We start from the raw sequence: 24,009 nt of genomic DNA on the forward strand, positions 1-24,009 counted from the left end.
CATCGGCGCCGGAGCCGCCCTGCTCGCCTTCCTCGTCGCCACCTTCATCCCCCGCCGTCAGCCGGCGGGCCGTACAGAGGGCGGGCGAGGCGCACGACCCCGTCGTCGTCGAGGCGGATCAGTTGGTCGGCCTCAAGGGCTTCGAGGTCCCCGAGGGGGAAGTCGTCCAGGGGGAGCGGCAGCGGCTCCGAGAAGGCCAGCCGGGCGAGAGCCTCGCTCCGGGGGTGTTCCAGCACCCGCGTGCCGCGCTCGCGGACGGTCGCCGTCAGCGGGAGCGGACCGCGCCAGGTCCACTGGTCCGTCTCCGGGCAGCGGGTGAGAAGGCCGCGTTCGCGCAGGGCGTCGACCAGGTCGCGGAGCAGGCGCAGATCGCCCAGGGACAGGTGCAGCAGGCGGTTGAGGGTCAGCGGCTCCAGGGGGCCGCCGAGGCCGGCCGCGAGGAGGTGCTCGGTGTCCTCCCGGGGCAGCGGCTCCAGGGCGAGGCGGGGCAGCAGCTCGCCGGTCCACAGGCGGGAGACGGCGCCGGGGCACGGGACGTCGTCCGCGGCGACGACGATCAGACGGGTACGGCCGTGCACGGCGAGCTGGTGAACGAGGGCGGCCGAGGCGTCGTCCAGGAGATGGGCGTCGTCGATCAGCAGCAGCCGTACGCCGGACAGGAGGTGGACCGCCCGGTGCAGGGAGACCGTCTCGGGCAGCAGGTGGGCGAACGCGGCGAAGGGGATGTGCCGGGTCTCGGGCGTGCCGGCCGCGCGGGCCCGGTCGCTGCCCCGGACCGCCTCGGTGACCAGGCGGGTCTTGCCGCGGCCCGCCGGGCCGGTGACCACGATGCCGAGGTGACCGGCGGTGAGGGCGCGGCGGATCAGCTCCAGCTCGTCCTCGCGCCCGGTGAACCGCCAGGGCAGTTCGAGGGTCTTCGCGTCGCGTTCGAAGGTCGTCACGGGAGTATGAGTGCGCGTACTCAGCCCTGATACAGGGTGACTTGAGTAGACCCCGACTCAGGCGCCCGTGACCCTGCTCACGGCAGTCTGTTCGGCATGACCGGACGCTACTGCAGCCTCGCGCCGCAGTCGGCCCCCGCCTTCACCGCGGGGCTGACCGCCGAGCGGCTCAGTGCGCTGGTCTCGGGACACCGGATGTGGGTCAACGGCACGGTCCTGCACTACTGCTTCTTCGACGGCGACAGCGACGCGTCGGTCATTCCCGTACCGGGGACCGGGTCGGTGCGCCGGGTGTCGTGGGTCGGCACCTCTCAGCAGCGGGACGTGGTGCGCGCGTGCTTCCAGGAGTGGCGGGACCTCGGCATCGGCATCACCTTCGTCGAGGTCGGCGACCGCTCGGAGGCCGAACTGCGGATCGGCTTCCAGCTCGGTGACGGTTCCTGGTCGGCGGTGGGCCGGGACGCGCTGCGGGCCGGGCAGCACGAGCGCACCATGAACTTCGGCTGGGACCTGACCGCGCCCGGGGAACGCGGGACGGCGCTGCACGAGATCGGGCACGCGCTGGGGATGCTGCACGAGCACCAGAGCCCGTTCGCCGGTATCCACTTCGACGACGAGGCCGTGTACGCGGATCTCGCCGGCCCGCCGAACTTCTGGGGCCGGGACAGGACGTACGTCAACATCCTGCGCAAGCTGGACCCGGACGAGGCCAACGGCTCCGTCTGGGACCCGCAGTCGATCATGGAGTATCCGTTCCCGGACGGGCTGATCCTGGAGCCGGAGCAGTTCCGCGGTGGTCTGCACCCGCCGGGCACGCTGTCTCCGGCCGACAAGGAGTTCGCCCTGCGCTGGTACCCGCCGGCCGGTGCGCCGCTGCCGCCGGCCCTGGAGCCCTTCCGGTCCGTGCCGCTCGGTCTGGGGCCGGGCGAGCAGGCCGACTTCTCGATCGATCCGCAGGAGACCCGCGAGTACACCGTGGGCGCCTTCGGCGCGAGCGACACCGTCCTGGTGGTCTTCGAGGAGCGGGACGGCGAACCGCGCTATCTCGTCGGCCGGGACGACGGCGGAGAACCGCACAACGCCACGATCAGGGCCCGCCTCGTCAAGGGCCGCCGCTATTACGTCCGGGTACGTCTGTACTCCGCGTGGGGTCCGGGGGAAACAGCGGTCATGTGCTGGTAACGGCACACGACCCGCACCACGCGGTCGGCTGGACCACAGTCCGGCGCCGGGGGAGGGTTCGGGGACGGTCACCTTCGGGGGAGGGAGACCGTCCCCGACCCGTGTCGTCCGACCGGGAGGGATGAGCGGCGCCGTACGGTGACGGCATGCGTGCCGCGTACATCGAACAGCTCGGCTCCCCCGACGTCATCCGTTACGGCGTGCTGCCCGCGCCGGTGCCCGGTCCCGGGGAGGTGCTGGTCGACGTCCGGGCCACGGCCGTGGACCCGGTGGACGGCTTCGTACGCTCCGGGCGTTTCGGGACGCCGCTTCGGTTCCCCTTCGTCATCGGGCGGGATCTGGTGGGCACCGTCGCCCTGGCCGCGGAGGGGCCGCGCGGCTGCTGCGTCCCCGCGCTGTGGAGGTGCTGCCGCTGAGCGCGGCGGCGGAGGCTCATCGGCGCATGGAGCGCGGCGAGTTGCACGGACGGCGCCTGGTGCTGGACCCGGCGGCCGGCTGAGACCGGCGCCGGGTCAGGGCCGCTGCTGCCGGATGCGCTGGGCGACCGCGCTGTTCTCGGTCTCCCACCAGGGTCGTACGAGATCCGGCGAGGGCTCGGCCGACTCCGTGGGCGCCGCCGGGACCAGTTCCGTGGCCAGGCGCCGGTCCAGCGCGAGGGTCTCGGCGCGCTCCGTGCGGGCCCACTGGACCAGGATCGCGAGCAGGAAGGGCAGCGCCACCAGTTCGGCGATGCTGATCATCGCGCCGCCGCCGAGCTGCTGGTCGTGGCGCACGTCGGGCGACCAGGCCGGGGCGTGGTGCAGGTACCAGGCGCCGGCGATCAGCGTGCCGTGGGTCATCACCACGATGCCTGGTACGGCGTCGATGATCCCGTCGAGGAAGACCAGCGCCGCCCGCACGGGGTGGGTGCACCACGCGGGCAGGGTCTCCTCGCGGGTGAGCACCGGCACCACGAACAGGCTGCCGGCGAGCAGCAGATGGAGGTACATCAGCTGGTGCAGCCAGCCGTCGCGCAGGGCGGTCTCGAAGTACGGCGTGAAGTACACCGTCAGTTCGGTGGCCAGGACGAGAGCGGTGCTGACCAGCGGGAAGGTGAGCAGGCGGACCACCCGCCCGCTCATCGCGCGCCGCAGGCGCCCGGCGGCCGGTTCGGGCAGGGCACTGACGGCCAGGCGCAGCGGGTCGCCCAGGGCCAGGCCGAGCGGCGCGATCAGGTCCAGGAGGATGTTCTGCACGGCCGCCGGCCAGAACAGCACGTGGTCGTAGACGGCGAGGGCCGACATCGTGGCCACCACGAGGGTGCCGAGACCGAGCAGCACGAACGCGGCGAGTCGCGCCGGCGGCCAGTGCTCGCCCCGCCGCCGCAACCGCAGCACGCCCCAGCCGTACAGGCCGCCGAGCAGGGCCACTACCAGCACGGCGGGCACGTCCGGTTGCCACAAGGACAGCAGCCGTCCCACGGTGAGCTCCGGTGGGCTCGACATCGCGCACTCCCTCCACGGCATCCGACCAGACCCGGCCAGGGACTCTACGCCGCGCGCGGACGGCCGGGCGGACGGCGGCCGGTGCGGGGCCGGTCGTCATACCGAGCTCTTGCCGAGTCCTTACCGAGACGCACACAGCGACCAGTTCAGGCCAGAGATCGGCTACGCTGACCGCCGACCTCAGGGGGAGAGATGATCAACGGGCGTCGGCTGCTGGTCGCCGGAGCGACGGCTTTGCTCGTGGCGGGGCTGGGGGCGTGCGGGGGCGGGTCCGGCGACTCCGGGCAGAGCGGCACCGCCAAGACGGCCCAGGCGAGCCCGGACGGTGTCCGGGGACTCAAGGACACCGTCCGCCACGTCTCCCGGAAGACCGCCTACGCCACCCGCCCCCATCTCGTCCGGACGTGCCGGCCCGCCACCCGGCAGGTCCGGCACACCTCACGGTCGGGCAGCGGCACCCACCGGACGACCCGCGTCTGGTACACCACCGAGCACTACCAGAGCTGCACGAAGGTCCGGAAGGGCACGGAGAGGTACCGGCGGGTCGCCCGCCCCGAGCGTTGGTGCGTGCGCCTGGACGACGTGAACGGTCACACGGCGCAGGACGACGTCTGGTACCAGGTCGACCGGCAGACCTACAGCCGGGTGCTGGACGCGGACGACCACGCACGTGTGGGTTTCGTCCCGACCGGCACCGGCTGCTGACCGTCACCGTCGGCGCCACTCCCGCGCCAGCAGTTCGTAGGACCGCACCCGGTCCGCGTGGTCGTGGGTGATCGTGGTGATGAGCAACTCGTCGGCGCCGGTGGCCTCCTGGAGCTGTTCCAGCCGGTCGGCGACCCGGCCGGGTGAGCCGACGAACTGCGTGTCGATCCGGTCCCGCACCAGTTCCCGGTCCTCGTCGCTCCAGACGTGGACCCGGGCCTCCTCCGGCGTGGGGAAGGGGATGGCGCCCTCGGCCGTGCGGATGCTGCGCACCCACAGGCCGTACCCGGTGGCCAGTTCGCGGGCGGTGGCGTCGTCCTCGGCGACCACGACGTCGGCGGAGACGCTGACATAGGGCTTGTCCAGGACGTCGGAGGGCTGGAAGGAGGAGCGGTAGCCTTCCACCGCGTCCAGGACCGTGGCCGGGCTGACGTGGTAGTTGGCCGCGAACCGCAGGCCCCGCGCGCCCGCGACCCGGGCGCTCTCGCCGCCGCTGCTGCCGAGGATCCACAGGTCGACCTCGGCCCCCTCCCCCGGCACGACATGCGCCTCGACGCCCTCCGGGGAGCGGTAGCGGCCCTCCAGCAGGGCGAGGATGTCGTCGATCTGCTCGGCGTAGTCCTGGGACTCGGCCCCCGGCAGGAGGAGCAGCCTGCGCTGCAGGGCGATGCGGGGGGAACCGAGGAGGCGGGCGAAGGAGAAGGGGGGCGGGATCAGCAGGCCGTTGGGGGCGCGCCCGTCGACGACGGGGGTGGTCGGCACTCCGGCGGGCCTCTCGCCCGGCGGACGGCCGCCCGAGCGGCCCAGGCCCAGGTCGAAGCGGCCCGGGTGCACGGCGTCCAGCAGACCGAACTCCTCCACCGTCGACAGGGCGGTGCGGTGGCCGAGCTGTACGGCGCCCGAGCCCAGGCGGATCGTGGAGGTGGCCGAGGCGGTGAGGGCCAGGACGACCGCGGGGGACGTGCCGGCGACGCCCGGGTTGAGGTGGTGCTCGGCGAACCAGTAGCGCGCGTATCCGAGCCGTTCGGCGTGCCGGGCCAGGTCGACGGAGTTGCGCAGGGCGTCGGCGGGTGTCGAGCCGGAGGAGACCGGCACGAGGTCGAGGACGCCGAGGGGGATGTCAGACACGCGCCGCCTCCTCGGGAAGGACGGGAGCCCAGTCGAAGGGCGGGTCCGGGATGTCCTTGCGCAGGGTCGGGGCGACCGCCGACTGGAAGAGTTCGAGCGAGTCGCGGTGCCGGCTGTCGGTCAGGCCGCCCGCGTCCGCGTGCAGATGGACGACGGTGTGTCCGAACTGCTCGTGGTAGCGGTGCACCTTGTCGATGACCTGCTGCGGGCTGCCGATCAGGGCCGAACTGCGCTCGACGAAGTCCTCCAGGGTCTCGAAGACGACCGGCAGTCCGGCCTTCTTGAAGAACGCCAGGTTGGCCTCGAACAGCGGTCGGTAGGCGGCGAGCGCCTCCTGCGAGGTGGGGGCGACGTAGATGCCCGCCGTGCCGGCGCCGACGGCGATCCGCGCCGGATCGTGGCCGTAGTGCTCCCAGCGCTCGCGGTAGTGGCGGATCAACTCGGCATAGGGCTCGATGGGGTTGGTGACGTTCGCCGAGAACAGCGGATCGCCGTAGCGGGCGGCCAGGTCCACCGACTCCTTGCTGGTGGCGCTGCCGTGCCATACGCGCACCGGCCGCTGGTAGGGGCGCGGCCACACCTCGGCGTCGGTCAGCGGAGGCCGGAAGCGGGTCGCCGCGGTGACCTTGTCCTGGCGCCAGATCCGCCGGAACACCTCGTAGCTCTCGGCGTTGCGGTCCCACTGGTCCTCGGGCGTGACGTGGAACAGGTCGCGCTGGGCGGCGCCGTTGCCCTTGCCGATGATCAGGTCGAGGCGGCCGCCCGACAGGTGGTCGAGGGTGGCGTAGTCCTCGTAGGCGCGCACCGGGTCCAGCAGGCTGAGCGTGGTGACGGCGGTGAACAGCCGGATGCGCCGGGTGAGGGCGGCCACATGGCTCAGGACGACGGTCGGCGACGAGGAGATGAACGGCCGCTCGTGCCGCTCCCCCACGCCGAAGCCGTCGAAGCCCAGTTCCTCCGCGAGCAGGGCGTTGTCGAGCACCTCGCGGAAACGGTCGTGGGTCGACTTCCGTGCGCCGGTGACCGGATCCGGCCGGTGGACGATGAGGGTGATCGCCAGGAACTTCACGACGCGACCCGGTCGTCGGCGGCGTCGGGGTGCTCCAGGCCCAGGTGGTGGCGGAGGGTGGGGCCCTCGTACTCGGTGCGGAAGACGCCCTGCTCCTGCAGCAGCGGGACGACCTTGTCGGCGAAGTCGTCCAGGCCGCCCGGGGTGATGTGCGGGACGAGGATGAAGCCGTCGCTGGCGTCGGCCTGGACGTAGTCGTTGATGGTCCCGGCGATGGTCGCCGGGGAGCCGACGAAGGTCTGCCGGTTGCCGGTGTTGATGACCAGGTCCCGGATGGACCAGTTGTTGGCGGCGGCCAGTTCGCGCCACTCGCGGGCGGTGGCCAGCGGGTCGCGGTACATCCGCACCTGGGCGCGGCCCTTGGAGATGTGGTCGTCGCTGACGTCCGGGTCGATGTCGGGCAGCGGCCCCTCCGGGTCGTAGGAGGACAGGTCCCGGTTCCAGACGAACTCCAGGTGCTTGATGGCGGTGGCCCCGCTGACCTGCTGGCGGCGCACCTCCCTGGCGAGTTCCTCCGCCTCGGCGTCGGTGTCGGCGAGCGCGAAGGAGGCGGCGGGCAGGATCAGCAACTGGTCAGGGCGGCGGCCGTACTTGGCGAGACGGTTCTTGACGTCCGTGTAGAAGGCCTGGCCGTCGGTCAGGGTGGCGTACCGGCTGAAGATGGCGTCGGCGGAGGAGGCGGCGAACTCCCGGCCCTCCTCGGAGTCGCCGGCCTGGAAGATGACGGGGCGGCCCTGCGGGGAGCGCGGGACGTTGAACTGGCCGTGGATGTCGAAGTGCTGACCCGTGTGCACGAAGGAGCCGGCCTTCGCGTCCCGCAGGAAGACGCCGGTGGCCTGGTCGGCGATGATCTCGTCGCCGTGCCAGGAGTCGAAGAGTTCGTTCGCGGTGGCCAGGAACTCCTTGGCGCGGGAGTAGCGATCCTTCTGCGGGAGGAAGCCGCCGCGGCGGAAGTTCTCGCCGGTGAAGGCGTCCCAGGAGGTGACGACGTTCCAGGCGGAGCGGCCGCCGGAGAGGTGGTCGAGGCTGGCGAACTGGCGGGCCACCTCGTAGGGCTCGTTGAAGGTGGAGTTGATGGTGCCGGTCAGACCGAGGTGCTCGGTGACGGCGGCGAGAGCGGCGAGGATGGTGAAGGTGTCGGGGCGGCCGACCACGTCCAAGTCGTAGATCTTGCCGCCCTGTTCGCGCAGGCGCAGACCCTCGGCGAGGAACAGGAAGTCGAACCTGGCGCGTTCGGCGGTCCGCGCGAAGTGCGCGAAGGAGTCGAACTCGATGTGGCTGCCGGCCTCCGGGTCGCTCCACACGGTGGTGTTGTTGACGCCGGGGAAGTGCGCGGCCAGATGGATCTGCTTCAGCGGCTTGCTGGTCATGTCGGTGTGGTCCTTCCGGCTTCAGGCGGCGGCGTAGCGGTTGGCGGGGCGGGCGAGACCGAGCAGGCCGCGCAGGGTGTCGGCCTCGTAGGCGGTCCGGAAGACCCCCCGGCGCTGGAGTTCGGGGACCAGGCCGCGGGTGACCGCGGGCAGGTCGTGCCCGGCGACGGCGGGCCGCAGCCGGAACCCGGTCAGACCCTCCGCCGCCAACTCCTGCAGCAGATCGGCGAGTTGGGCGGAGGTACCGGTGAAGACGCGCGCGTCGCTGGTGTACGGCTCCCCCGCGAGGGCGTCGAGACGTGCACGGCGGTCCTCCGCGGCGGACTGCTCCTCGTCCAGGAAGACCACCAGGTCACCGAAGACATGGAGGAGTTCACCGGCGCGTCCGGCCGCCTCCTGCTCGGCGCGGATCTCGGCGACGATCGCCCGGGCGTCCCCGGCGTCCCGCGGGGTGACGTAGCCGACGTCGGCCTGGCGGGCCACCAGGCGGTAGGGCACGGTCTGGTGGGCGAGGGCGGTGACCAGCGGCTGGCCCTGCGGCGGACGCGGGGTGATGGAGGGGCCCTTGACGCTGAAGTGCCTGCCCTCGAAGTCGATGTAGTGCAGCTTGTCGCGGTCGATGAACCGGCCGGTGGCGACGTCGCGGATCTCGGCGCCGTCCTCCCAGCTGTCCCAGAGCCGACGCACCACCTCGACGTGGTCCGCGGCCTCGTCGAAGAGGTCGGTGAGCCGTTCCTGCCCGGCCGGGCTCCGCAGTTCGCCCAGGTCGATCGGCGGGAAGGTACGGCGGCCGAAGTGGTCGGCCTCGTGGGGTCGGGCGGAGATCTGCACCCGCAGACCCGCGCGGCCGGTGCTGACGTAGTCGAGGGTGGCGATCGCCTTGGAGATGTGGAAGGGCTCCGTGTGGGTGGCGATCACGGTCGGGACCAGGCCAATGTGCCGGGTCAGGGGTGCGATGCGGGACGCGGTGAGTACGGCGTCGAGGCGGCCGCGTACCTGGTCGGTGCGGCCGTCGAGCTCGCCGAACTGCGAGGACTGCAGGCCGAGTCCGTCCTCGAGGGTGACGAAGTCGAGCAGGCCGCGTTCCGCCTCGGCGACCAGGTCGGCCCAGTAGCCGGCGGTGAACAGGTCCCGGGGGCGGGCGACTTGCTCGCGCCAGGAGGCGGGATGCCAGCCGGTGCCGTCGAGGGCGACGGCGAGGTGCAGGGGGGAAGCGGGAGTTGCGGACACGAGGGTGCCTTCCTGGAGGTCCGTACGAGATCGCCGGCCCGCGGGAGTCGGGGCGCACGGCGGCTGGGGAAACGGGGTCAGGAGCTACAGAGGGAGCCGGCGACGCGCTGGAGGTCGATGTGGGGCCGGGAGTGGAGGCGGACGGCGCGCGCTACACGTGTCATGTGTCGCACCTCCGTCCGCGTGGGCCGAACACTCGCCTTCGACAAGGACAACGGCACGGCTATGCCGTTTCTTCCAGGGCGGCGGCCCCGGTGTGCCGGACGAGCGAGAAGACGGTACGGCGGCGCAGGGTGAACCCGATCGACTCGTACAGCCGGATCGCGTTCGCGTTGGTGGCCGCGGCGTGCAGGAAGGGGCGTTCGCCGCGCTCCTTGATGCCGGCGGCGACCGCGCGGACCAGACGGGTGGCCAGGCCCCTGCCGCGGTGGGCGGGGTCGGTGCACACGGCGCTGATCTCCGTCCAGCCCGGCGGGTGCAGCCGCTCGCCGGCCAGGGCGATCAGCCGGCCCTGGTGGCGGATGCCGAGGTAGGTGCCCAGTTCGACGGTGCGGGGCAGATAGGGGCCCGGCTCGGTGCGGGCGACCAGGTCGAGGATCTCGGGCACGTCGTCGGGGCCGAGCCGTACGGCCTCGGGGTCGGGCTCGGCGCGCAGGGCGGTGTCCACGAGCTGGACGCCGTGCCCGGTGCGCACGACCTCCCAGCCCTCCGCCGCCTCGGTCACGCCCCGTACCGCGGCGGTGCCGCCGGGGCCGACGAGTGCGGCGAGGTCGGCCCAGGCGCGCGGGTCGTCCTCGTCGGAGAGGGCGTGGAAAGGGGCCACGTCCGGCTGGTAGCGGACGGCGTGGCCGACGCGTTGGGCGAAGCGGGCGTGCGGACCGGTGAGCGCGGCCCAGGCAGGATTGTCCAGAAGGTGCGAGGAGTTGGCGTCGAGGGCGATGACGGACATGGTGTGGCGGTCTCCGGTGTGCGGCTCGGGATGTCCGGCGCGGGGACTCCACCGCGGAGCGGCGGCGGAGCCCCCGGCGCGCGGTGGTCAGGAGTTGTCGAGCGGCAGTCCGGGCGGGTTGACCTCGGACTTGGCCACGCCCTCGTTGGAGAGGTTGTAGGCCTTGAGCCACTCGGCGTACTGACCGTTCTTGATCAGGTAGTTGATGGCGTCGGCGAGCGGCTTGGCCAGGCCGCTGTCCTTCTTGGCGGTGGCCGCGATCAGACCCTGCAGGCTGGCACCCGCGCCCGAGTAGGTGCCCGCCGTGCGCGTGGCGTTGGGCGTGTTGGCCACTTGGCGGTTGTGGTAGGCAAAACCGGGGTTGGGGCCGAAGGACGCGTCGATCTTCCCGCTGTTCAGGGCGAGGAAGGTACTGGTGCTGTCCTGGAAGTACTTGACGGTCAGCTTCTTGCCCTCCTTGGCGAGCTTCGCCTTCCACTCCAGGAGGATCTTCTCCTGGTTGGTGCCGGAACCGACGGCGATCGTCTTGCCGGCGAGGTTCTCGTAGTTGCCGTCGAAGTTCCAGGTGCTCTTCTTCGGAACGATGAAGGCCAGGTTGTCCTGCCGGTAGGAGGCGAACTCGTACTTCTTCTTGCGCTCCTCGGTGTCGGTGACGTTGGAGAAGGCCACGTCGACCTTGCCGCTGTCGATGCCGACGAAGAGGTTCTCCCACGTGGAGTTCTTCACCTCGGGCTTGAGACCGAAGACCGCTGCGACCAGACGGCCGAGGTCGGGCTCGGAGCCGGTGAGGGTCTTCTGGTCGCTGCCCACGTAGGCCAGCGGCGGGAAGCCGGCCGGCAGTGCGCCGATGCCGATCTCCAGCTTGCCGCTCTTCCTGACGGCCGCGGGCAGTTCGCCACTGATGGACTTGACCTCGGAGACCTTGATGGACGTCTGCTGGGCGGCGCCGTTGGAGACCTGGCCGACGACGACCTCGCCGGTCTTGGCGGCGGCGTCGGTGGAGGTGGCCGCGTCGCTGTTGCCACCGCAGGCGGCGAGCCCGGTGGCCAGGGAGGCGACGGCGGTCGCCGCGGTGATGCCGCGTATCAGGCTGCGTCGGGTGAACTGGGTGGGCATGGCCGATCCTTGTCGCTGGAGGTGATGAAGGTGGTGTGGGGGGAGATCTGAAGGCGCGGCCGGTCAGAGGACCTTGCTGAGGAAGTCCCTGGTCCGCTCGTGCCGGGGGTTGTCGAGGACCTCGGAGGGCGGGCCCTGCTCGACGATCCGGCCGCCGTCGATGAAGACGACCCGGTCGGCGATCTCTCGGGCGAAGCCGATCTCGTGCGTGACGATGACGAGGGTGGTGCCGCTGGTCGCCAGGTCCTTGATGACGGCGAGCACCTCGCCGACCAGTTCGGGGTCGAGGGCGGAGGTGGGCTCGTCGAAGAGGATGACGCCGGGGCGCAGCGCGAGGGCGCGGGCGATGGCGACCCGCTGCTGCTGACCGCCGGACAGCTGGCGCGGGTAGGCGCCGGTCTTGTCGGCGAGGCCGACGCGGTCGAGGAGTTCCCGGGCCAGTTCCTGGGCATCGGTCCTGCCGAGGCGGCCGGTGGCGACCGGGGCCGCGGCCACGTTGTCCAGGACCGTCAGGTGCGGGAAGAGGTTGAAGTTCTGGAAGACGAAGCCGATCCGGCCCCGCTGAGTGAGGATGGCCCGCTCGCTGAGTTCCTTGAGCCGGTTGCCCTGCCGCTTCACGCCGATCGGTTCGCCGTTGATGCTGACGTGGCCGATCTCGGGCTTCTCCAGGTGGTTGATGACCCGCAGCAGGGTGGACTTGCCGGAGCCGGAGGGACCGAGGATGACGGTGACCTCGCCCGGGCGGACGGTGAGGTCGACGCCGTCCAGCACCCGGTGGGTGCCGTACCACTTGTGCACGTCGTGCACCTCGACCGTGGCGGCGTCGACGTTCGCCAGGGCCTCGATGGTGTCGGTGGTCATACGGCGGCCTCCCGGCGGATACGGGCCCGCAGCTCGGTGAGAGCGGTGCGGAGCTTCTGCAGCGGCGTCGGCGGCAGGGTGCGGGTGGCACCGCGGGCGTAGTGCCGCTCGACGTAGAACTGGATGACGGAGACGACGCTGGTCAGGATCAGGTACCAGACGGTGACGACCAGCAGCAGCGGCACGATGTCGCCGGGATAGGTGGAGCCCATGGTCTGCGCGGAGCCGAACAGGTCGAGCAGGGAGACGTAGAAGACCAGCGAGGTGCCCTTGATCAGGCCGATGAGCTGGTTGACGTAGTTGGGGATGATCGAGCGCAGCGCCTGCGGAAAGACGATCTTCCGGAACTGGTAGCCCTTCGGCAGGCCGAGCGCCGCGGCCGCCTCGTGCTGGCCCTGGTCGACGGAGAGGATGCCGCCGCGGACGACCTCGGCCGCGTAGGCCGCCTCGTTGAGGCTGAGGCCGATGACGGCGATGGCCATGTCGGTGGCGAGCTTCGTCTCGTCGAAGGAGAAGAAGGCCGGACCGAAGGGGATGCCGACGCTCAACGTCTTGTACAGGGCGCTGAAGTTGTAGAGGAAGAGCAGCACCACGATGAGCGGGATGGAGCGCAGGGCCCAGATGTACGTCCAGCTGACCGCGCGCAGCACCGGACTCCTCGACAGCCGGGCCAGGGCGAGCAGGATGCCGCCGAGGAGACCCAACACCGCGCTGTAGGCGGTGACTTCGAGGGTGATCACCAGGCCGTCGAGGATGGTGGGGCGCAGGAACCAGTAGCCCCAGCGGTCCCACTGGTAGAACGGGTTGGTCACCAGGCCGTGCACGAACTGGGCGACCAGGACGAGGACGACCGCGGTGGCGATCCAGCGTCCGGGGCGTCGCAGCGGCAGAACTCGCTGAGCGGTGAGGGGCTTTGACGGTTCGTCGGCGGCGGACGTCGGCGCAAGCGTGACGGTGGCGCCAGGGGGTTCACTCATGGTGGGCTCCGGCTGGGTCGGACACCCCGGACGGCGCGGCGGCATGCGGCGGCGGACGCGACAGCGGGGTACCGGGGGCGGGAAGGACGACGGCACACCGCGTCGCGGTGTTCGTCAGGGGATGCGGGGGCTGCGGGAAGAGGTCAGCCCCGACAGCGGGCACGGCCCGATGCGGTACACAGTGCGCTGTTCACGCGGAGCAGATCGACGGCGCGATCGGCGACGAGAGGGTTCGGGTACGGCTGTACGCAGCCCTGTGGGCGGCACGTGGCCGTCCTGGGAGCTGCGTACATGGCGTCACCGTCACTGTTTCCGGCCCTGCGGGCCTCGCGCTTACCGAAAGGTCATCCGGTCCGGTCGTCACCTGGGGCACCCCACCGCGGTGCGAGGGTTGCCGGTCAGCTAGCCAGGGCTTGTCGCTGACGCTCATGACCGTTCTGGTTGCTAGTTAAAACAATTGCCCGAACGTATGTCAACGCCCGTCCACCAGGTGGAACGGCTAACGGGTGGCGTGGGCCGCCCAGTCCAGGATCCGTACGGCCGCTCCGGCGGCCTCCAGGCCCTGGCAGCGGGCGTGGTGACGGCGTTCGATGCCGTCGAGGTCGAGGTGGCCGCCGAACGCCGGGTGGGCGGCGAGCCGGCGGGCGTAGGCCCACAGGGTGGGATGGTCGGCGATGCGCTGGACGGCGGCGGCGTCCAGGTGGTTGCGGTGCACGGTGTCGAGCTGGACCAGCGCGGCCCACAACTCGACGTCGGCTGCGGTGACTTCGTCACGGATCAGGTAGGTGCGGCCGGTGAGCCAGCGGTCGAGTGCGCCCAGGGTGTCGAGCAGGGTGGTCAGTGCCGTGTCACATACCATCGCGTCCTCACCGGCCGACCCGGCCCGTTGCGCCGCCTCCTCGATCCCCTCCCGGCACATGCGCTCCACGGCCTCGATCTCCGACTCCGCGCCGCACGGGTGGAGGGAGGTACCGCCGGCGGAGAAACGGCGGGCGAGGTCGCGCATGATGTCCGGCGCGTGGGTGCTGACGATCCGTCCGGACCAGTCGTCGCTGAGCACCGGTCCGACGGCCGGTCCGCGGTAGCGGTGGGCGCTGGCCTCGTACAGCGGCCGCAGGGCCGAGTGGCCGCCTTCGGGGCAGTCGGGCACGGCGGGCAGCCGGGTCACCGGACAGACGGCGTCCAGGCCGAGCAGGCTGTGGGTGACGGCGATGCGCAGGCCGTCGGGACAGGCGGTCGACAGATGGAGGCGGTAGCGGCCCGGAACGGCGTAGTGGCCGCTGCGCGCGTCCCGGCCGATGCGGCCCCGGAAGGCGGGCGCGGGTCGATCGGTGGCGTGGGCGGTGGTGTGGGCGACCGGCGGTGCGATGGTCATGACTCTCCCCGGGAGCGGGCGCGGACGTACGCGCGGCGGAAGCGACGTCGGGCGGGCGGGAATGGGGCGGCGGTCCTGGGAGCAGGGCTCACCCGTGCGCGCCGGACGGGCGCCCCCGAGGGGGCGGTGTCGGCGCGGGAAGGGCCGCGGCTCAGCCCTGGGGCCTGATCGCGCTGCAGACTCGCAGCAGATCGATGTGACGGCGGGAGGTCAGAAGAGGCGAACGGACCACGCGGACGGTGACCGGTTCAAGGCGCCTCATGTTTCCCTACCTATTCACTAGGATTCCCTCAGTGAGTGTCGATCCGACCGCGAACCACGTCAAGAGGGGCGTCCCGCATGGCGGACGCCCCGGTGGACTTTCCCGGTGAGGTCAGCGGAGATGAGCGGTGTCGATGGTCGTGTACTCGCTTCCGACGGCGGTGACCAGGATGTAGCCGGGGTTGCCGTTGCGGTCGACGTAGCACGTGAGGTAGTGGACGGCGGTCACGGTCTGCCGCACGGGATTCTCCGCCACCGCCTTGCGGCAGTCCGCCGCGGTGGGAAGTTTGTCGGAGTTCCAGGAGGCCAGCTTGCCGTTGCTCGCGGCCAGGAAGCCGCCCGAGACGTAGATGGCGTCGGTACTCGTGCCCGCCGGGACCGGCGGGGTGTGGCTGAAGTCGTAGCCGGTCGGCGTGCCCCCGGGGTCCATCATGCGGAACCCGCGGACCAGCGCGGTGGAGACGGAGGGCTGCGGGCTGGACAGCGCGGCCGAGGTCGCGAGACCGCCGCCCCCGAGGAGCGTCACCGCGGCCACGCCGGCGATCACGGGATGGGCGGAGGCCATGCCGAGCAGCGGGCCGATGACGGGGACCGAGAACTTCAGATGGGTGTTCTTCTGCGTGACCGTGGAGTGGTCGCCCGCCGTCACGGTCGCCGTGGGCGCGTAGTCCCGGGAGCGGCGGCGCGTGGCCCTCTGCGGTGGCAGGTAGGTGTTGTGCTGGACGTTGCCGTCGCCGGCCTGGGCGCCGTTGGTCCGGCTGTTCCTCATCATGGCGGTGCTTTCTGCGGCCCGTGGGTGTCGGTCGGGCGCCTAACCGAACGTGTTGTGCTGGGTGTTGCCGTCGCCGACCTGTACGCCCCGGGCCTCCCGCAGATCGACCCGGTACGTCCCGGGCGGTCCCGCGTCCGGGGCGGTCAGGGCCAACAGCCGCCGGGCGTGCTCCACGACCTCGGCGTCCACTGCACCGGCCAGGACCAGGTCGTGAGCAAGCCCTTCGGCCGATCCGCCCGGCCGGCGCTCCAGCAGCTCGATGCGTTCCAGGGCCCCGGGCCTGCCCGCGAGCCGCCGCACGAGCGCCTGCTTCAGGGCGGCATAGCACTCGGACACCGCCGACGAGGCGGCGCCGCTCAGACCCGCACCCACCCCCGCGGTCAGCGCCTGCGCCACCAGTGTCCCCGGGTCCATCCACCCACCTCCGTACGGCTTCCTCGGCGGCACCCGGTGACGATCACCGGCGTGACGACACGAGGAAGCTATCGGCGGGTCGACCGGCTCCTCGGGGCTTGAGCGGAGTCGACGGATATCGCACGACCGGCGGCGGGACGTCGCCGTTGTTCGGCCGTTTCCTGCCCGGCGATGCCCATTCGGCACCGTCGGGACCGTCGTCCTCCCCAAGCCGGCGGCCGGACCGCGGAGTTCAGGCGCCGGCCGTCAGCCACGGACCCGATGCGGACCGACAGCCGTGAGCCCGGGAGCCTGCGGACGCTGTCACCGCCGCCGGTGTGCCCGGCGGGCCGGGGTGCTGCTGAAACCGGGCTCAGTGCAGGTCGGCGCCCGCCGGGCTGTCGTCCGTCAGGAAGCCGCCCGACTGGTGCTGCCAGAGCTTGGCGTAGGCGCCGGCGGAGGCGAGGAGTTCCTGGTGGGTGCCCTGTTCGACGATGCGGCCGCGGTCGAGGACGACGAGCCGGTCCATGCCGGCGACCGTGCTCAGCCGGTGCGCGACCACCAGCGCGGTCCGCCCCTCCATCAGCCGCCACAGGGCTTCCTGGACGAGGATCTCGCTCTCGGAGTCCAGTGCGCTGGTCGCCTCGTCGAGCAGCAGGATCGGGGCGTCCCGCAGGATCGCCCGGGCCAGCGCGACGCGTTGGCGCTGGCCGCCGGAGAGCTTGACGCCCCGCTCGCCGACCATGGTGTCGAAGCCGTCCGGCAGGGCGTCGGCGAACTCCGTGACGTGCGCCGCCCGGGCCGCGCGGCGGATCTCGGCGTCGGTGGCGTCGGGCCGGGCGAAGGCGATGTTCTCCCGCAGCGTGCGGTGGAACATCGCCGGGTCCTGCGGCACGTACGCGATCAGGCCGCGCAGATCCGCCTGGCGCATCCGGCTGATGTCCTGGCCGCCGATCAGGATGCGGCCCGCGTCGATGTCCATCATCCGCAGCAGCAGCCGGGTCAGCGTGGTCTTGCCCCCGCCTGAGCGGCCGACCAGTCCGATCCTCGTGCCGCTGGCCACGGCCAGGTCGAGACCTTGGAAGAGCGGTTCGCCGCCGCCGTGGGTGAAGTCCACCCGCTCGAAGCGGACGTCGGCCGGTCCCGGCAGCAGCGGCTCGGGGGACGGCGGGTCCAGCACGGTGGGCGGGACCAGCAGCAGTTCGGTGAACTGCGCGGCCTCCGTCATCGAGCTCTCCAGCCGGCGGTAGATCTGGTTGAAGTCGAACATGATCTTCGTGGCGTTGGTGTAGTAGGTGAAGGCGACCACGACCGCCTCCACGCCGTGACCGCCCCCGCCGAGCGCGACCGCGAGCAACAGGCCCAGCACATTGGTGAGGACGGACATCGGCGCGACCAGGGTGTCGATGCGCAGATTGCCGTAGTCCCACGACCGGAGCATGAGCCGGCGCGAGTGGGCGACCCGCCTGCGGTGCTCGGCGGCCTCGCGCCGCTCGGCGGCGAAGGCGCGGACCGTCTCCATGTTCATCAGACTGTCGGCGACATGGCCCGACACCCGGGCGATCGCCTCCTCGCGCTGGTCGACGATGGCCTGACGGCGCCGGATCAGCGGCGCGACGCACACCGCCGTCACCGCGATCATCGCCAACAGCCCGACGACGAGCCACGGTTGGTAGCGCCACAGCACCACCGAGCCGAACAGCAGCGGTACGAGGCTGCCCACGATGTTGAAGGTGAGGGTGTCGGCGAACTCCTCGAAGCGGGAGGCGAAGCTGAGCACCCTCTTGGTCAGCGCCCCGGCGAAGTTGTCGTGGAAGAACGCGGCGTCCTTCGCGAACAGTTCGTCCAGACCGAGGACGTAGAGGTGCTCGATACCGAGGGCGTCCAGACGGTTGAGGCAGTGCAGCCCGACGCGCCACACTCCCTCCGCGAGCAGCATCACCCCGGCGAAGACGAGGACGTACGGCAGGGTCGCGCCGAGCCTGATGCCGTGGTCGTCGGAGATACGGGCGACGAGCTTGGCGACGACCAGCGGCGCCAGGTAGTTGAGGCCGATGTTGCCGAGGGCGGGCAGCAGCAGCGCGGGAACCGTCATCCGGCGCAGCCGGGCCAGTTCCCGTCCGTAGTAGCGAAGTGCGAGAAGCACTGAGCCCCTGCGCGGCGTGGCCGCGCGAGCATCGGGTAATCCCATTCCCATCCTGAGTGGTCGCGAGTGCGGGCAGGTCAGGCATGGGAGTGTCCCAAGAACAAACCCACCCGGTCCAAGCGTTTTCCGGGCAGACCCGTGCAGGGACAGAAAAAACAGCGGGCCTGCCGTCATCGGCAGACCCGCTGTGAAACCGTCGGGACGACAGGATTTGAACCTGCGACCCCTTGACCCCCAGTCAAGTGCGCTACCAAGCTGCGCCACGTCCCGGTGCCTCTCGCGCGGTGACCCGTGCGATCAGGCAGGTCGACTTTACCGTACGCGGGACGGTGTTCCCGCCGGGCCCGGTGGGCGTGGCTCCGGGCGTCAGCTCGCGGTGCCGGACGTGACCGTCCGCGGCTCGGCCTCGGCCTCGGCCGGGACGGAGGCGGCCCGTGCCGTGGGGCCGGGGCGCCCCGCGCGTGCCGTCGGCACCAGCAGGGCGGCCAGGGCCGCCGCCAGGCACAGCACCGCCAGCAGGGCGAAGCCGTGGGTGTAGCCGGAGGCGTACGGCAGGCCCGAGGGCTGGAGGTGCCCGGTGACCAGGACACTGGTCACGGCCGCGCCGATGGAGCCGCCGATGGTGCGGATGTTGGCGTTCATCCCGGTCGCGGCGCCGGTCTGGGAGGCCGGGACGCTGCCGACGATCAGGTTGGCCATGGAGGCGAAGGCCAGACCGATGCCGAGGCCGAACACGCCCGAGACCAGGGCGACCTGCCACTGCTCGTCATGCCAGGCGGCCAGCAGTCCGAGGGCGACGGCGCCGAGCGCGGCACCGGTCGTCAGGAGGGACTTGGCGCCCACGACGGGCTCCAGCCGGCCGCTGAGGATGCCGGAGATGAACATGGCCACCAGCATCGGCAGCATCAGCAGTCCGGACGTCGTGACGCTCGCGCCGAAGCCGTATCCCGCGGAGCTCGGCGTCTGGACGAAGCCGGGCAGGAAGGACCACAGCGCGTACATGCCGGCGCCGAACAGCAGGGCCGCGGCGTTGGTGGTCCACACGGCGGGCAGCCGCATCACGCGCAGGTCGATCAGCGGGGTGCGGGAGCGGGCCTCGGACAGCAGCCAGGCGGTGAACAGCACGACCGCCGCGGCGAACAGGCCGACGACCCTGATCGAGCCCCAGCCCCAGACGCTCGCCTGGCTCAGCGGCAGCAGCAGCGCCACCAGCCAAGCCGACAGCAGACCGGCGCCGAGCCAACTGACGTTGCCCTGGGCCCGGTTGGGCGACTCGGGGACATAGCGCAGGGCGATCAGCGCGGTGATCGCGACGACGCCGACGGGTATCCAGAACAGCCAGCGGTAGTCGAGGGCGGACACGATCGGGCCGGCCGCGACGATGCCGACGCCCCCGCCCGCGGCGATGACGGCGGACAGGTTGCTGATGCTGCCGCTGACCCGGGAGACCTCGAACTCGTCGCGGATGATGCCGAAGGACAGCGGGAAGAGGGCGCCGCCGACGCCCTGCACGACGCGGGCGACGATCAGCACGCCGATGGTCGGGGCGAGCGCGGCGAGCAGACAGCCGGCCAGGACGACGAGCAGCACGGCGACGAGGGTGCGCTTCTTGCCGATCAGGTCGCCGACGCGGCCGAGGATCGGGGTGAAGACGGAGGCGGACAGCAGGTAGGCCGTCATCACCCAGGTCGCGGTGGACTGCGAGGTGTGCAGCGCGTGCTGGACGGTCGGCAGGGCCGGCGCGATCAGCGACTGCAGCATGGCGAACACACCGGCGCCGGTCGCGAGGACCGCGAAGGTGAGACGGGTGGACTTGCGGGGCATGGACGTGCCTCTCCGAACGAACGGGGTGCGGCCGGGGTTCTCTGGCCACGGTCGTACGGGCCCGGGGCGCCGGTGGGGCGGCACGGGCACGCCGACGGCCGCGGTGAGCGGTCGCGGAAAGGTTTGGTGGGCGGATGAGCGGGACGCGTTGATCCACGGCGGACGCACCCGCACTGCTAAAGTGGAGGTACGCCTCCACTGTATCGGAGGCACTCCTCCGTTTCAAGTAGCGGAGGTGACCCTCCGTATCAGTCACGTTCAGGAGGCATCCGTGACGTTCCCCGTCGGCGAGATCGTGGCGTCGCGGCGGCCGCACCGAAAGGACGCCGCACGCAACTACGACGCCCTGCTGGACGCGGCCCGCGAGGCGTTCGCGGCCCATGGGGCGGACGCGTCCCTGGAGGACATCGCCCGCCGCGCGGGCGTCGGCATCGGCACGCTGTACCGCAACTTCCCCACCCGCCGGGACCTCTTCGAGAGCGTGTACGCGGACGAGGTCAACGAGCTGTGCCGGGTCGCCGGCGAGGTCGCCGGCCTCGAGCCCTGGGACGCGCTGACGACGTGGCTGCGGCGGTTCACCGACTACATGGTGACCAAGCGGGCGGTGCGTGAGGCGCTCAACGACGAGTCGGAAATCTTCCAGGCCTGCCGGGAGTCGATGTACGCGGCCGGCGGACCGCTGTTCGAGCGGGCCCAGGAGGCCGGTGAGGCCCGCAAGGACATGGACTTCATGGACCTGCTGCGGATGGTCGCCGGCATCACCGCGACGGCCTTCGACGACGACGCCCAGCGCGATCGCGTGCTCGCCATCGCCCTGGACGGGGTCCGCGCCACCGCCCGCTGATCAGACCCGTGAGCCGAGGATCCGGAACACCCCCGAGGGCCGAGCGCCGGGCGCCGGGCGCGGAGGTGCAGTCGCAATCGCGCGGCAGGATCGTGCCGCCGCGCAGATCGCGTACGACGGTGCGGTGCACGGAGTCCGGGGTGGCTCGGGCGGTCCGGTCCTGGCCCCGGCAGGTCCACAGCACCGGGGTGCGGCCGAGGCGCCGGGCGGCGAGGTGTGCGGCGGTGGACATCACGCCGCAGGGCGCCGGAAGAGTCTCGACGGGCGTCCGGTGAGGGCGCGACGGTGTCGCGGGCGGGGGTGAGGCCCTCGTCCGGGCCGGCCACGGAAGGTCCTGTCACGTCCTACAGGACGTAGTAGTCCGGCGAGTAGGCTGAGGCGCCGGGCGACCAAGGACGGTGAGGTGCGGTGCGCGACCGGAAGGGCGAGGCATCCGGCAGGCGGGCCCGCGGTGAGCTGGAGAGCGGTGTGCTGGCCGCGCTGTGGGCGGCCGACAGCGCGTTGACCGCCCGGCAGCTCCTGGACCGGCTGCCCGGCGACCTCGCCTACACCACCGTGCTGACGATCCTGTCGCGGCTCCACGACAAGGGGATGCTGGTCCGCAACCGCGCGGGACGGGGCTACGCGTACGCGCCCGTGCGCGACGAGGCCTCCCACACCGCCGAGCAGATGCACGCACTACTGGAACACGGCTCCGACCGCGAGGCGGTGCTCAGCCGCTTCGTCTCCGAACTCTCACGTGAGGATGAGGAGTTGCTCCACCGACTGCTCGCTCGGAGCAACGCCGGACGCGCCGACGGGAACGGTTCGACGACCGAGGGACCCTGAGCCGGCGCGGATCAGCCCCTGCGTCCCCCTTCCCCGAGGTCGCCGACGGGTCGTCGCCGGTGGCACACGTCGGCGTGCTATCTTCCCCTCCACCGATCAGCAGGAATCCTGATGATTGGTGCCCTCAAGCATGCCCTCGAAGGGAGCCGGTATGTCCCTGTTGGCCCGGCCCGCGGTGGCCGTCGTCGCCGCCAGAACCATGCAGCGCCTGACCCGGCTGGCAGACCGGCGATCCGGCGGACGCGGGTCCGCCGCCGCGTCCCACGCGAGGTTCCCCGAATACCCGCGCACCGTCGACGAGTTGACCGTCCCCACGTCGGTCGCTCCCGCCCGCGCCACGGTCTACCGGCCGGCCACCGGGGGGACACCGCCCGTCCACGTCAACTTCCATGGCGGCGGGTACGTCGTAGCCCTGACGGAGATCGACGACCCGCTGTGCCGCTTCCTCGCCGCCGAGGCGGGCGTGGTCGTCGTCAACGTCGACTACGCCGTCGCCCCGCAGCATCCCTTCCCCGCGCCGCCCCGGCAGGCGTACGAGATCGTCCGGTGGGTCGCCGAACACGGCGCGGAGCACGGCTGGGACGGTGCCCGGCTCACCGTCGGCGGACAGAGCGCCGGGGGCGGCCTCGCGGCGGCCGTGGCACGGCAGGCGCTGGAGGAGGGCGGCCCGTCCATCGCCCTCCAGGTCCTGCACTATCCGCCGCTGGACCTGGCGACGAACGCCCGCGAGAAGCACGGCGCCGCCGCCAAACCGGTGCTGCGGCCCTGGATGGCCGACGTCTTCGACACGTCGTACGTCCCGGACCCGGCGTCGCGCACCGACCGGCTGGTGTCGCCCGCACACCCCTCGGACACGGCCGACCTGAAGGGAATCGCACCGGCGGTGGTCATCACGGCCGAGCTGGATCTGCTCAAGGCGGAGGGCGCACGGTACGCCGACCGTCTGCGGGCGGCGGGAGCGTTGGTGGAGTACCGCGATGTACCGGGCGTCGATCACGGATACGACGCCTCGGACGACCAACGGGCCCGGGAGACCTATGCCTTGATCGCCCGTCACATACAGGAGGCGGGGGCGGACGCCTAAGGGATCGGCCCCGGTGCGGCGGCCCGGGAAGCGTTCACGTCCCTGGTGGACGTCGCCGTGCCGGACCTGGTGATCGTGACGGGTCAGACCGCCGCCGCCTCCGCGATGACGGCGGCGACCCGCTCGGGCTGCTGGACCACGAGCATGTGGCCGGCATCCGGCACGGTGACCATCCGCACGTGCGGGCAGGCCTCCAGCTCTCTCCGCTCCTCGTCGGTCAGACCGATCTCGTCGCGGCCGCCGCGCACGACCCACGCCGGGACTGCGGCCTCGCACAGCCGTGGGACCAGTGCCGGATGGCGGCCCAGGTACTCGTAGTAGCGCCGTACGATCCGGCGGCAGACGGCGGGATCGTTGGCGGCCACGTCCGAGAGCAGCTCCTCGGCCCGGTGCGGGGGCAGTTCCCGTTTCATCGCCTTGGGCATCAGTTTGAGCATGCCCGTCCAGGAGGCCGGCCCGAGCAGCGGCACGCGGCCCACCGCGTTCAGCACCGTGAGGAACGTCGCCTCGTCCGCACGCGAGAAGGTCGGCGACAGCAGGACCAGCGGTCCCTTGAACCGTCCGGCCGCGGCCATCTCGATGGCCACGTTCGCCCCGAGACTGTGCCCGACGACGATGTCACAGTCGTTGTCGGCCGCGAACCGTGCCATCAGCTCCGCGTAGTACTCCATGCTGACGTCCCCGGGCGCCCGCGTCCCGGCGAATCCCGGCATGGTCACGGCGACCATGCCCAGCCCGGCGAGCGCGGGTTGGGCCATCACATCGGCGTAGAACCCGGTCGAGCACAGCCCGCCCGGGATCATCAGCACCCGGTGCACCGCATCGACGGGCCCGGCCCGCCGTACGTCCCATCGCTCCGTCATACCCCGAGCGTGACTCCCCCGACGCCCTCCCGCATCCCGTGTGCCCCATGGGCCGGCGTCGTGCCTGTGCCTCCGCGGTGGTCAGTGGGTGACGAGCAGCTGCTGGTCGGTGGTTGCCGGGGTGGGCGACCTCGGTGTGCGCGGGGCCGCGATGCCGATGAAGAGCATGGACGAGACTCCGGCGAGGGCGAAGGCGGTGAAGCCGGCGGTCGGGGGTCTGCCCAGTTCACCGATGTGCCGGGGTCTCCTCCGCCGCGCCGTGTCGCCTGCGCCCTGCGTGCCCCCGGCCCCAGTCGGCGTTGCCGGCGGCGAGGAGCCGGCCGCCGAGCCACGGGCCGAGGACCGCGCCGAAGCGGCCCATGCCGGAGGCCCGGCCGACGGCGGTGGTAGACGCCGGCGGCGGTCAGCGCGAACCAGATCGCCGAGACGCGCGGGGAGCCGAACCTGTCCGTCGCGCGGCCGGCGACCAGCATGCCCACGATGCCGCCGAGGATGAGGACGACGACGAAGGTCAGGGCGTTGGTCAGCTCATAGCCCTCGGTTCGCATCAGGGTGGGCGGCCAGGTGGCGACGCCGTACACCAGGAGCAGTCCGCCGAAGGAGGCGC

Annotated in this window: 22 protein-coding genes, 1 tRNA gene, 3 pseudogenes and 1 riboswitch; of the genes and pseudogenes, 6 read left to right on the forward strand and 20 right to left on the reverse strand. The window is 71.8% G+C overall.

What is annotated here, in order from left to right; all coding sequences use genetic code 11:
• Positions 1–65 precede the first annotated feature (65 nt).
• Positions 66–941, reverse strand: a pseudogene (locus ABZ453_RS45385) (ATP-binding protein); the annotation flags it as partial.
• Positions 942–1,037: 96 nt separating this feature from the next.
• On the opposite strand from ABZ453_RS45385, the gene ABZ453_RS45390 reads away from it, so the two are divergent.
• Both ABZ453_RS45390 and ABZ453_RS45395 read left to right on the forward strand, forming a co-directional pair.
• Entirely contained in the window at positions 1,038–2,123 is a 1,086-nt protein-coding gene (locus tag ABZ453_RS45390) for a M12 family metallopeptidase (protein ID WP_359025070.1), read from the forward strand.
• A 146-nt stretch (positions 2,124–2,269) separates the two neighbouring features.
• Positions 2,270–2,485: pseudogene (locus tag ABZ453_RS45395) on the forward strand (NADPH:quinone reductase); the annotation flags it as partial.
• A 150-nt stretch (positions 2,486–2,635) separates the two neighbouring features.
• Here ABZ453_RS45395 and ABZ453_RS45400 read toward each other — a convergent pair.
• The gene (locus ABZ453_RS45400; RefSeq protein ID WP_359025071.1) at positions 2,636–3,607 is read right to left on the reverse strand and encodes a cytochrome c oxidase assembly protein; all 972 of its coding nucleotides are present in this window, start codon (positions 3,605–3,607) and stop codon (positions 2,636–2,638) included.
• Between the two features lie 192 nt (positions 3,608–3,799).
• Here ABZ453_RS45400 and ABZ453_RS45405 point away from each other — a divergent pair, with 192 nt between their 5' ends.
• Positions 3,800–4,312: a hypothetical protein gene (locus ABZ453_RS45405; protein WP_359025073.1), complete on the forward strand. Its 513-nt coding sequence runs from the start codon at positions 3,800–3,802 to the stop codon at positions 4,310–4,312.
• A 3-nt stretch (positions 4,313–4,315) separates the two neighbouring features.
• Here ABZ453_RS45405 and ABZ453_RS45410 read toward each other — a convergent pair whose 3' ends face one another.
• The 16 genes from ABZ453_RS45410 to ABZ453_RS45485 all read right to left on the reverse strand — a co-directional run bounded on the left by ABZ453_RS45410 (position 4,316) and on the right by ABZ453_RS45485 (position 19,783).
• Entirely contained in the window at positions 4,316–5,440 is a 1,125-nt protein-coding gene (locus ABZ453_RS45410) for an LLM class flavin-dependent oxidoreductase (RefSeq protein WP_359025075.1), read from the reverse strand.
• Entirely contained in the window at positions 5,433–6,509 is a 1,077-nt protein-coding gene (locus tag ABZ453_RS45415) for an LLM class flavin-dependent oxidoreductase (protein WP_359025077.1), read from the reverse strand. Before ABZ453_RS45415 ends, ABZ453_RS45410 begins: the two co-directional genes overlap by 8 nt.
• Positions 6,506–7,879, reverse strand: coding sequence for an NtaA/DmoA family FMN-dependent monooxygenase (locus ABZ453_RS45420; RefSeq protein ID WP_359025079.1), 1,374 nt, complete (start codon positions 7,877–7,879; stop codon positions 6,506–6,508). Before ABZ453_RS45420 ends, ABZ453_RS45415 begins: the two co-directional genes overlap by 4 nt.
• A gap of 21 nt (positions 7,880–7,900) precedes the next feature.
• Positions 7,901–9,109 carry an LLM class flavin-dependent oxidoreductase gene (locus tag ABZ453_RS45425; protein WP_359025081.1) on the reverse strand — a complete coding sequence of 403 codons (1,209 nt, stop codon included), beginning with the start codon at positions 9,107–9,109 and terminating at the stop codon, positions 7,901–7,903.
• A gap of 77 nt (positions 9,110–9,186) precedes the next feature.
• Complete coding sequence (locus tag ABZ453_RS45430) at positions 9,187–9,273, reverse strand: putative leader peptide (RefSeq protein ID WP_359025141.1); 87 nt, start codon at positions 9,271–9,273, stop codon at positions 9,187–9,189.
• 59 nt (positions 9,274–9,332) lie between these two features.
• The gene (locus tag ABZ453_RS45435; RefSeq protein WP_359025083.1) at positions 9,333–10,058 is read right to left on the reverse strand and encodes a GNAT family N-acetyltransferase; all 726 of its coding nucleotides are present in this window, start codon (positions 10,056–10,058) and stop codon (positions 9,333–9,335) included.
• Between the two features lie 87 nt (positions 10,059–10,145).
• Positions 10,146–11,174 (reverse strand): ABC transporter substrate-binding protein, encoded by a 1,029-nt coding sequence (locus tag ABZ453_RS45440; protein ID WP_359025084.1) that lies wholly within the window; start codon positions 11,172–11,174, stop codon positions 10,146–10,148.
• A 63-nt stretch (positions 11,175–11,237) separates the two neighbouring features.
• Positions 11,238–12,035: an amino acid ABC transporter ATP-binding protein gene (locus ABZ453_RS45445; protein ID WP_359025086.1), complete on the reverse strand. Its 798-nt coding sequence runs from the start codon at positions 12,033–12,035 to the stop codon at positions 11,238–11,240.
• Entirely contained in the window at positions 12,032–13,012 is a 981-nt protein-coding gene (locus ABZ453_RS45450; RefSeq protein WP_359025087.1) for an amino acid ABC transporter permease, read from the reverse strand. Before ABZ453_RS45450 ends, ABZ453_RS45445 begins: the two co-directional genes overlap by 4 nt.
• Before the next feature lie 324 nt (positions 13,013–13,336).
• Positions 13,337–13,446, reverse strand: a riboswitch (SAM riboswitch).
• Positions 13,447–13,511: 65 nt separating this feature from the next.
• Positions 13,512–14,387 carry a glutathione S-transferase C-terminal domain-containing protein gene (locus tag ABZ453_RS45455; protein WP_359025088.1) on the reverse strand — a complete coding sequence of 292 codons (876 nt, stop codon included), beginning with the start codon at positions 14,385–14,387 and terminating at the stop codon, positions 13,512–13,514.
• A 151-nt stretch (positions 14,388–14,538) separates the two neighbouring features.
• Positions 14,539–14,649 carry a putative leader peptide gene (locus tag ABZ453_RS45460; protein WP_355756035.1) on the reverse strand — a complete coding sequence of 37 codons (111 nt, stop codon included), beginning with the start codon at positions 14,647–14,649 and terminating at the stop codon, positions 14,539–14,541.
• Positions 14,650–14,760: 111 nt separating this feature from the next.
• A complete protein-coding gene (locus ABZ453_RS45465) occupies positions 14,761–15,420 on the reverse strand; it encodes a hypothetical protein (protein WP_359025091.1) in 660 nt (219 codons plus the stop codon).
• A 39-nt stretch (positions 15,421–15,459) separates the two neighbouring features.
• On the reverse strand, positions 15,460–15,834 hold the full coding sequence (locus ABZ453_RS45470; protein ID WP_359025093.1) for a hypothetical protein: 375 nt from the start codon (positions 15,832–15,834) through the stop codon (positions 15,460–15,462).
• A gap of 352 nt (positions 15,835–16,186) precedes the next feature.
• Positions 16,187–17,959: an ABC transporter ATP-binding protein gene (locus ABZ453_RS45475; protein ID WP_359025095.1), complete on the reverse strand. Its 1,773-nt coding sequence runs from the start codon at positions 17,957–17,959 to the stop codon at positions 16,187–16,189.
• Positions 17,960–18,155: 196 nt separating this feature from the next.
• Positions 18,156–18,229, reverse strand: a tRNA-Pro gene (locus tag ABZ453_RS45480).
• Positions 18,230–18,325: 96 nt separating this feature from the next.
• On the reverse strand, positions 18,326–19,783 hold the full coding sequence (locus ABZ453_RS45485) for an MFS transporter (RefSeq protein WP_359025097.1): 1,458 nt from the start codon (positions 19,781–19,783) through the stop codon (positions 18,326–18,328).
• A gap of 271 nt (positions 19,784–20,054) precedes the next feature.
• On the opposite strand from ABZ453_RS45485, the gene ABZ453_RS45490 reads away from it, so the two are divergent.
• The 3 genes from ABZ453_RS45490 (at position 20,055) to ABZ453_RS45500 (ending at position 22,539) form a co-directional block, all read left to right on the forward strand.
• The gene (locus ABZ453_RS45490) at positions 20,055–20,627 is read left to right on the forward strand and encodes a helix-turn-helix domain-containing protein (RefSeq protein WP_359025099.1); all 573 of its coding nucleotides are present in this window, start codon (positions 20,055–20,057) and stop codon (positions 20,625–20,627) included.
• Positions 20,628–21,035: 408 nt separating this feature from the next.
• Positions 21,036–21,455 carry a BlaI/MecI/CopY family transcriptional regulator gene (locus ABZ453_RS45495; RefSeq protein ID WP_359025101.1) on the forward strand — a complete coding sequence of 140 codons (420 nt, stop codon included), beginning with the start codon at positions 21,036–21,038 and terminating at the stop codon, positions 21,453–21,455.
• 151 nt (positions 21,456–21,606) lie between these two features.
• Positions 21,607–22,539, forward strand: coding sequence for an alpha/beta hydrolase fold domain-containing protein (locus ABZ453_RS45500; protein WP_359025103.1), 933 nt, complete (start codon positions 21,607–21,609; stop codon positions 22,537–22,539).
• 83 nt (positions 22,540–22,622) lie between these two features.
• Here the strand turns inward: ABZ453_RS45500 and ABZ453_RS45505 are convergent, their stop codons facing one another.
• Both ABZ453_RS45505 and ABZ453_RS45510 read right to left on the reverse strand, forming a co-directional pair.
• Positions 22,623–23,402 carry an alpha/beta hydrolase gene (locus ABZ453_RS45505; RefSeq protein ID WP_359025105.1) on the reverse strand — a complete coding sequence of 260 codons (780 nt, stop codon included), beginning with the start codon at positions 23,400–23,402 and terminating at the stop codon, positions 22,623–22,625.
• Between the two features lie 81 nt (positions 23,403–23,483).
• A pseudogene (locus tag ABZ453_RS45510) lies at positions 23,484–24,007 on the reverse strand (hypothetical protein); the annotation flags it as partial.
• Between the last annotated feature and the right edge of the window lie 2 nt (positions 24,008–24,009).

Source organism: Streptomyces sp. NPDC005799 (assembly GCF_040630525.1).
Taxonomy (GTDB): Bacteria; Actinomycetota; Actinomycetes; order Streptomycetales; family Streptomycetaceae; genus Streptomyces; species Streptomyces griseorubiginosus_B.

Coding starts and splice junctions, on each gene's coding strand:
- ABZ453_RS45390 (WP_359025070.1), top strand. CDS start 1,038: ATGACCGGACGCTACTGCAGCCTCGCGCCGCAGTCGGCCCCCGCCTTC.
- ABZ453_RS45400 (WP_359025071.1), bottom strand. CDS start 3,607: ATGTCGAGCCCACCGGAGCTCACCGTGGGACGGCTGCTGTCCTTGTGG.
- ABZ453_RS45405 (WP_359025073.1), top strand. CDS start 3,800: ATGATCAACGGGCGTCGGCTGCTGGTCGCCGGAGCGACGGCTTTGCTC.
- ABZ453_RS45420 (WP_359025079.1), bottom strand. CDS start 7,879: ATGACCAGCAAGCCGCTGAAGCAGATCCATCTGGCCGCGCACTTCCCC.
- ABZ453_RS45430 (WP_359025141.1), bottom strand. CDS start 9,273: ATGACACGTGTAGCGCGCGCCGTCCGCCTCCACTCCCGGCCCCACATC.
- ABZ453_RS45435 (WP_359025083.1), bottom strand. CDS start 10,058: ATGTCCGTCATCGCCCTCGACGCCAACTCCTCGCACCTTCTGGACAAT.
- ABZ453_RS45440 (WP_359025084.1), bottom strand. CDS start 11,174: ATGCCCACCCAGTTCACCCGACGCAGCCTGATACGCGGCATCACCGCG.
- ABZ453_RS45445 (WP_359025086.1), bottom strand. CDS start 12,035: ATGACCACCGACACCATCGAGGCCCTGGCGAACGTCGACGCCGCCACG.
- ABZ453_RS45450 (WP_359025087.1), bottom strand. CDS start 13,012: ATGAGTGAACCCCCTGGCGCCACCGTCACGCTTGCGCCGACGTCCGCC.
- ABZ453_RS45455 (WP_359025088.1), bottom strand. CDS start 14,387: ATGACCATCGCACCGCCGGTCGCCCACACCACCGCCCACGCCACCGAT.
- ABZ453_RS45460 (WP_355756035.1), bottom strand. CDS start 14,649: ATGAGGCGCCTTGAACCGGTCACCGTCCGCGTGGTCCGTTCGCCTCTT.
- ABZ453_RS45465 (WP_359025091.1), bottom strand. CDS start 15,420: ATGATGAGGAACAGCCGGACCAACGGCGCCCAGGCCGGCGACGGCAAC.
- ABZ453_RS45470 (WP_359025093.1), bottom strand. CDS start 15,834: ATGGACCCGGGGACACTGGTGGCGCAGGCGCTGACCGCGGGGGTGGGT.
- ABZ453_RS45485 (WP_359025097.1), bottom strand. CDS start 19,783: ATGCCCCGCAAGTCCACCCGTCTCACCTTCGCGGTCCTCGCGACCGGC.
- ABZ453_RS45500 (WP_359025103.1), top strand. CDS start 21,607: ATGTCCCTGTTGGCCCGGCCCGCGGTGGCCGTCGTCGCCGCCAGAACC.
- ABZ453_RS45505 (WP_359025105.1), bottom strand. CDS start 23,402: ATGACGGAGCGATGGGACGTACGGCGGGCCGGGCCCGTCGATGCGGTG.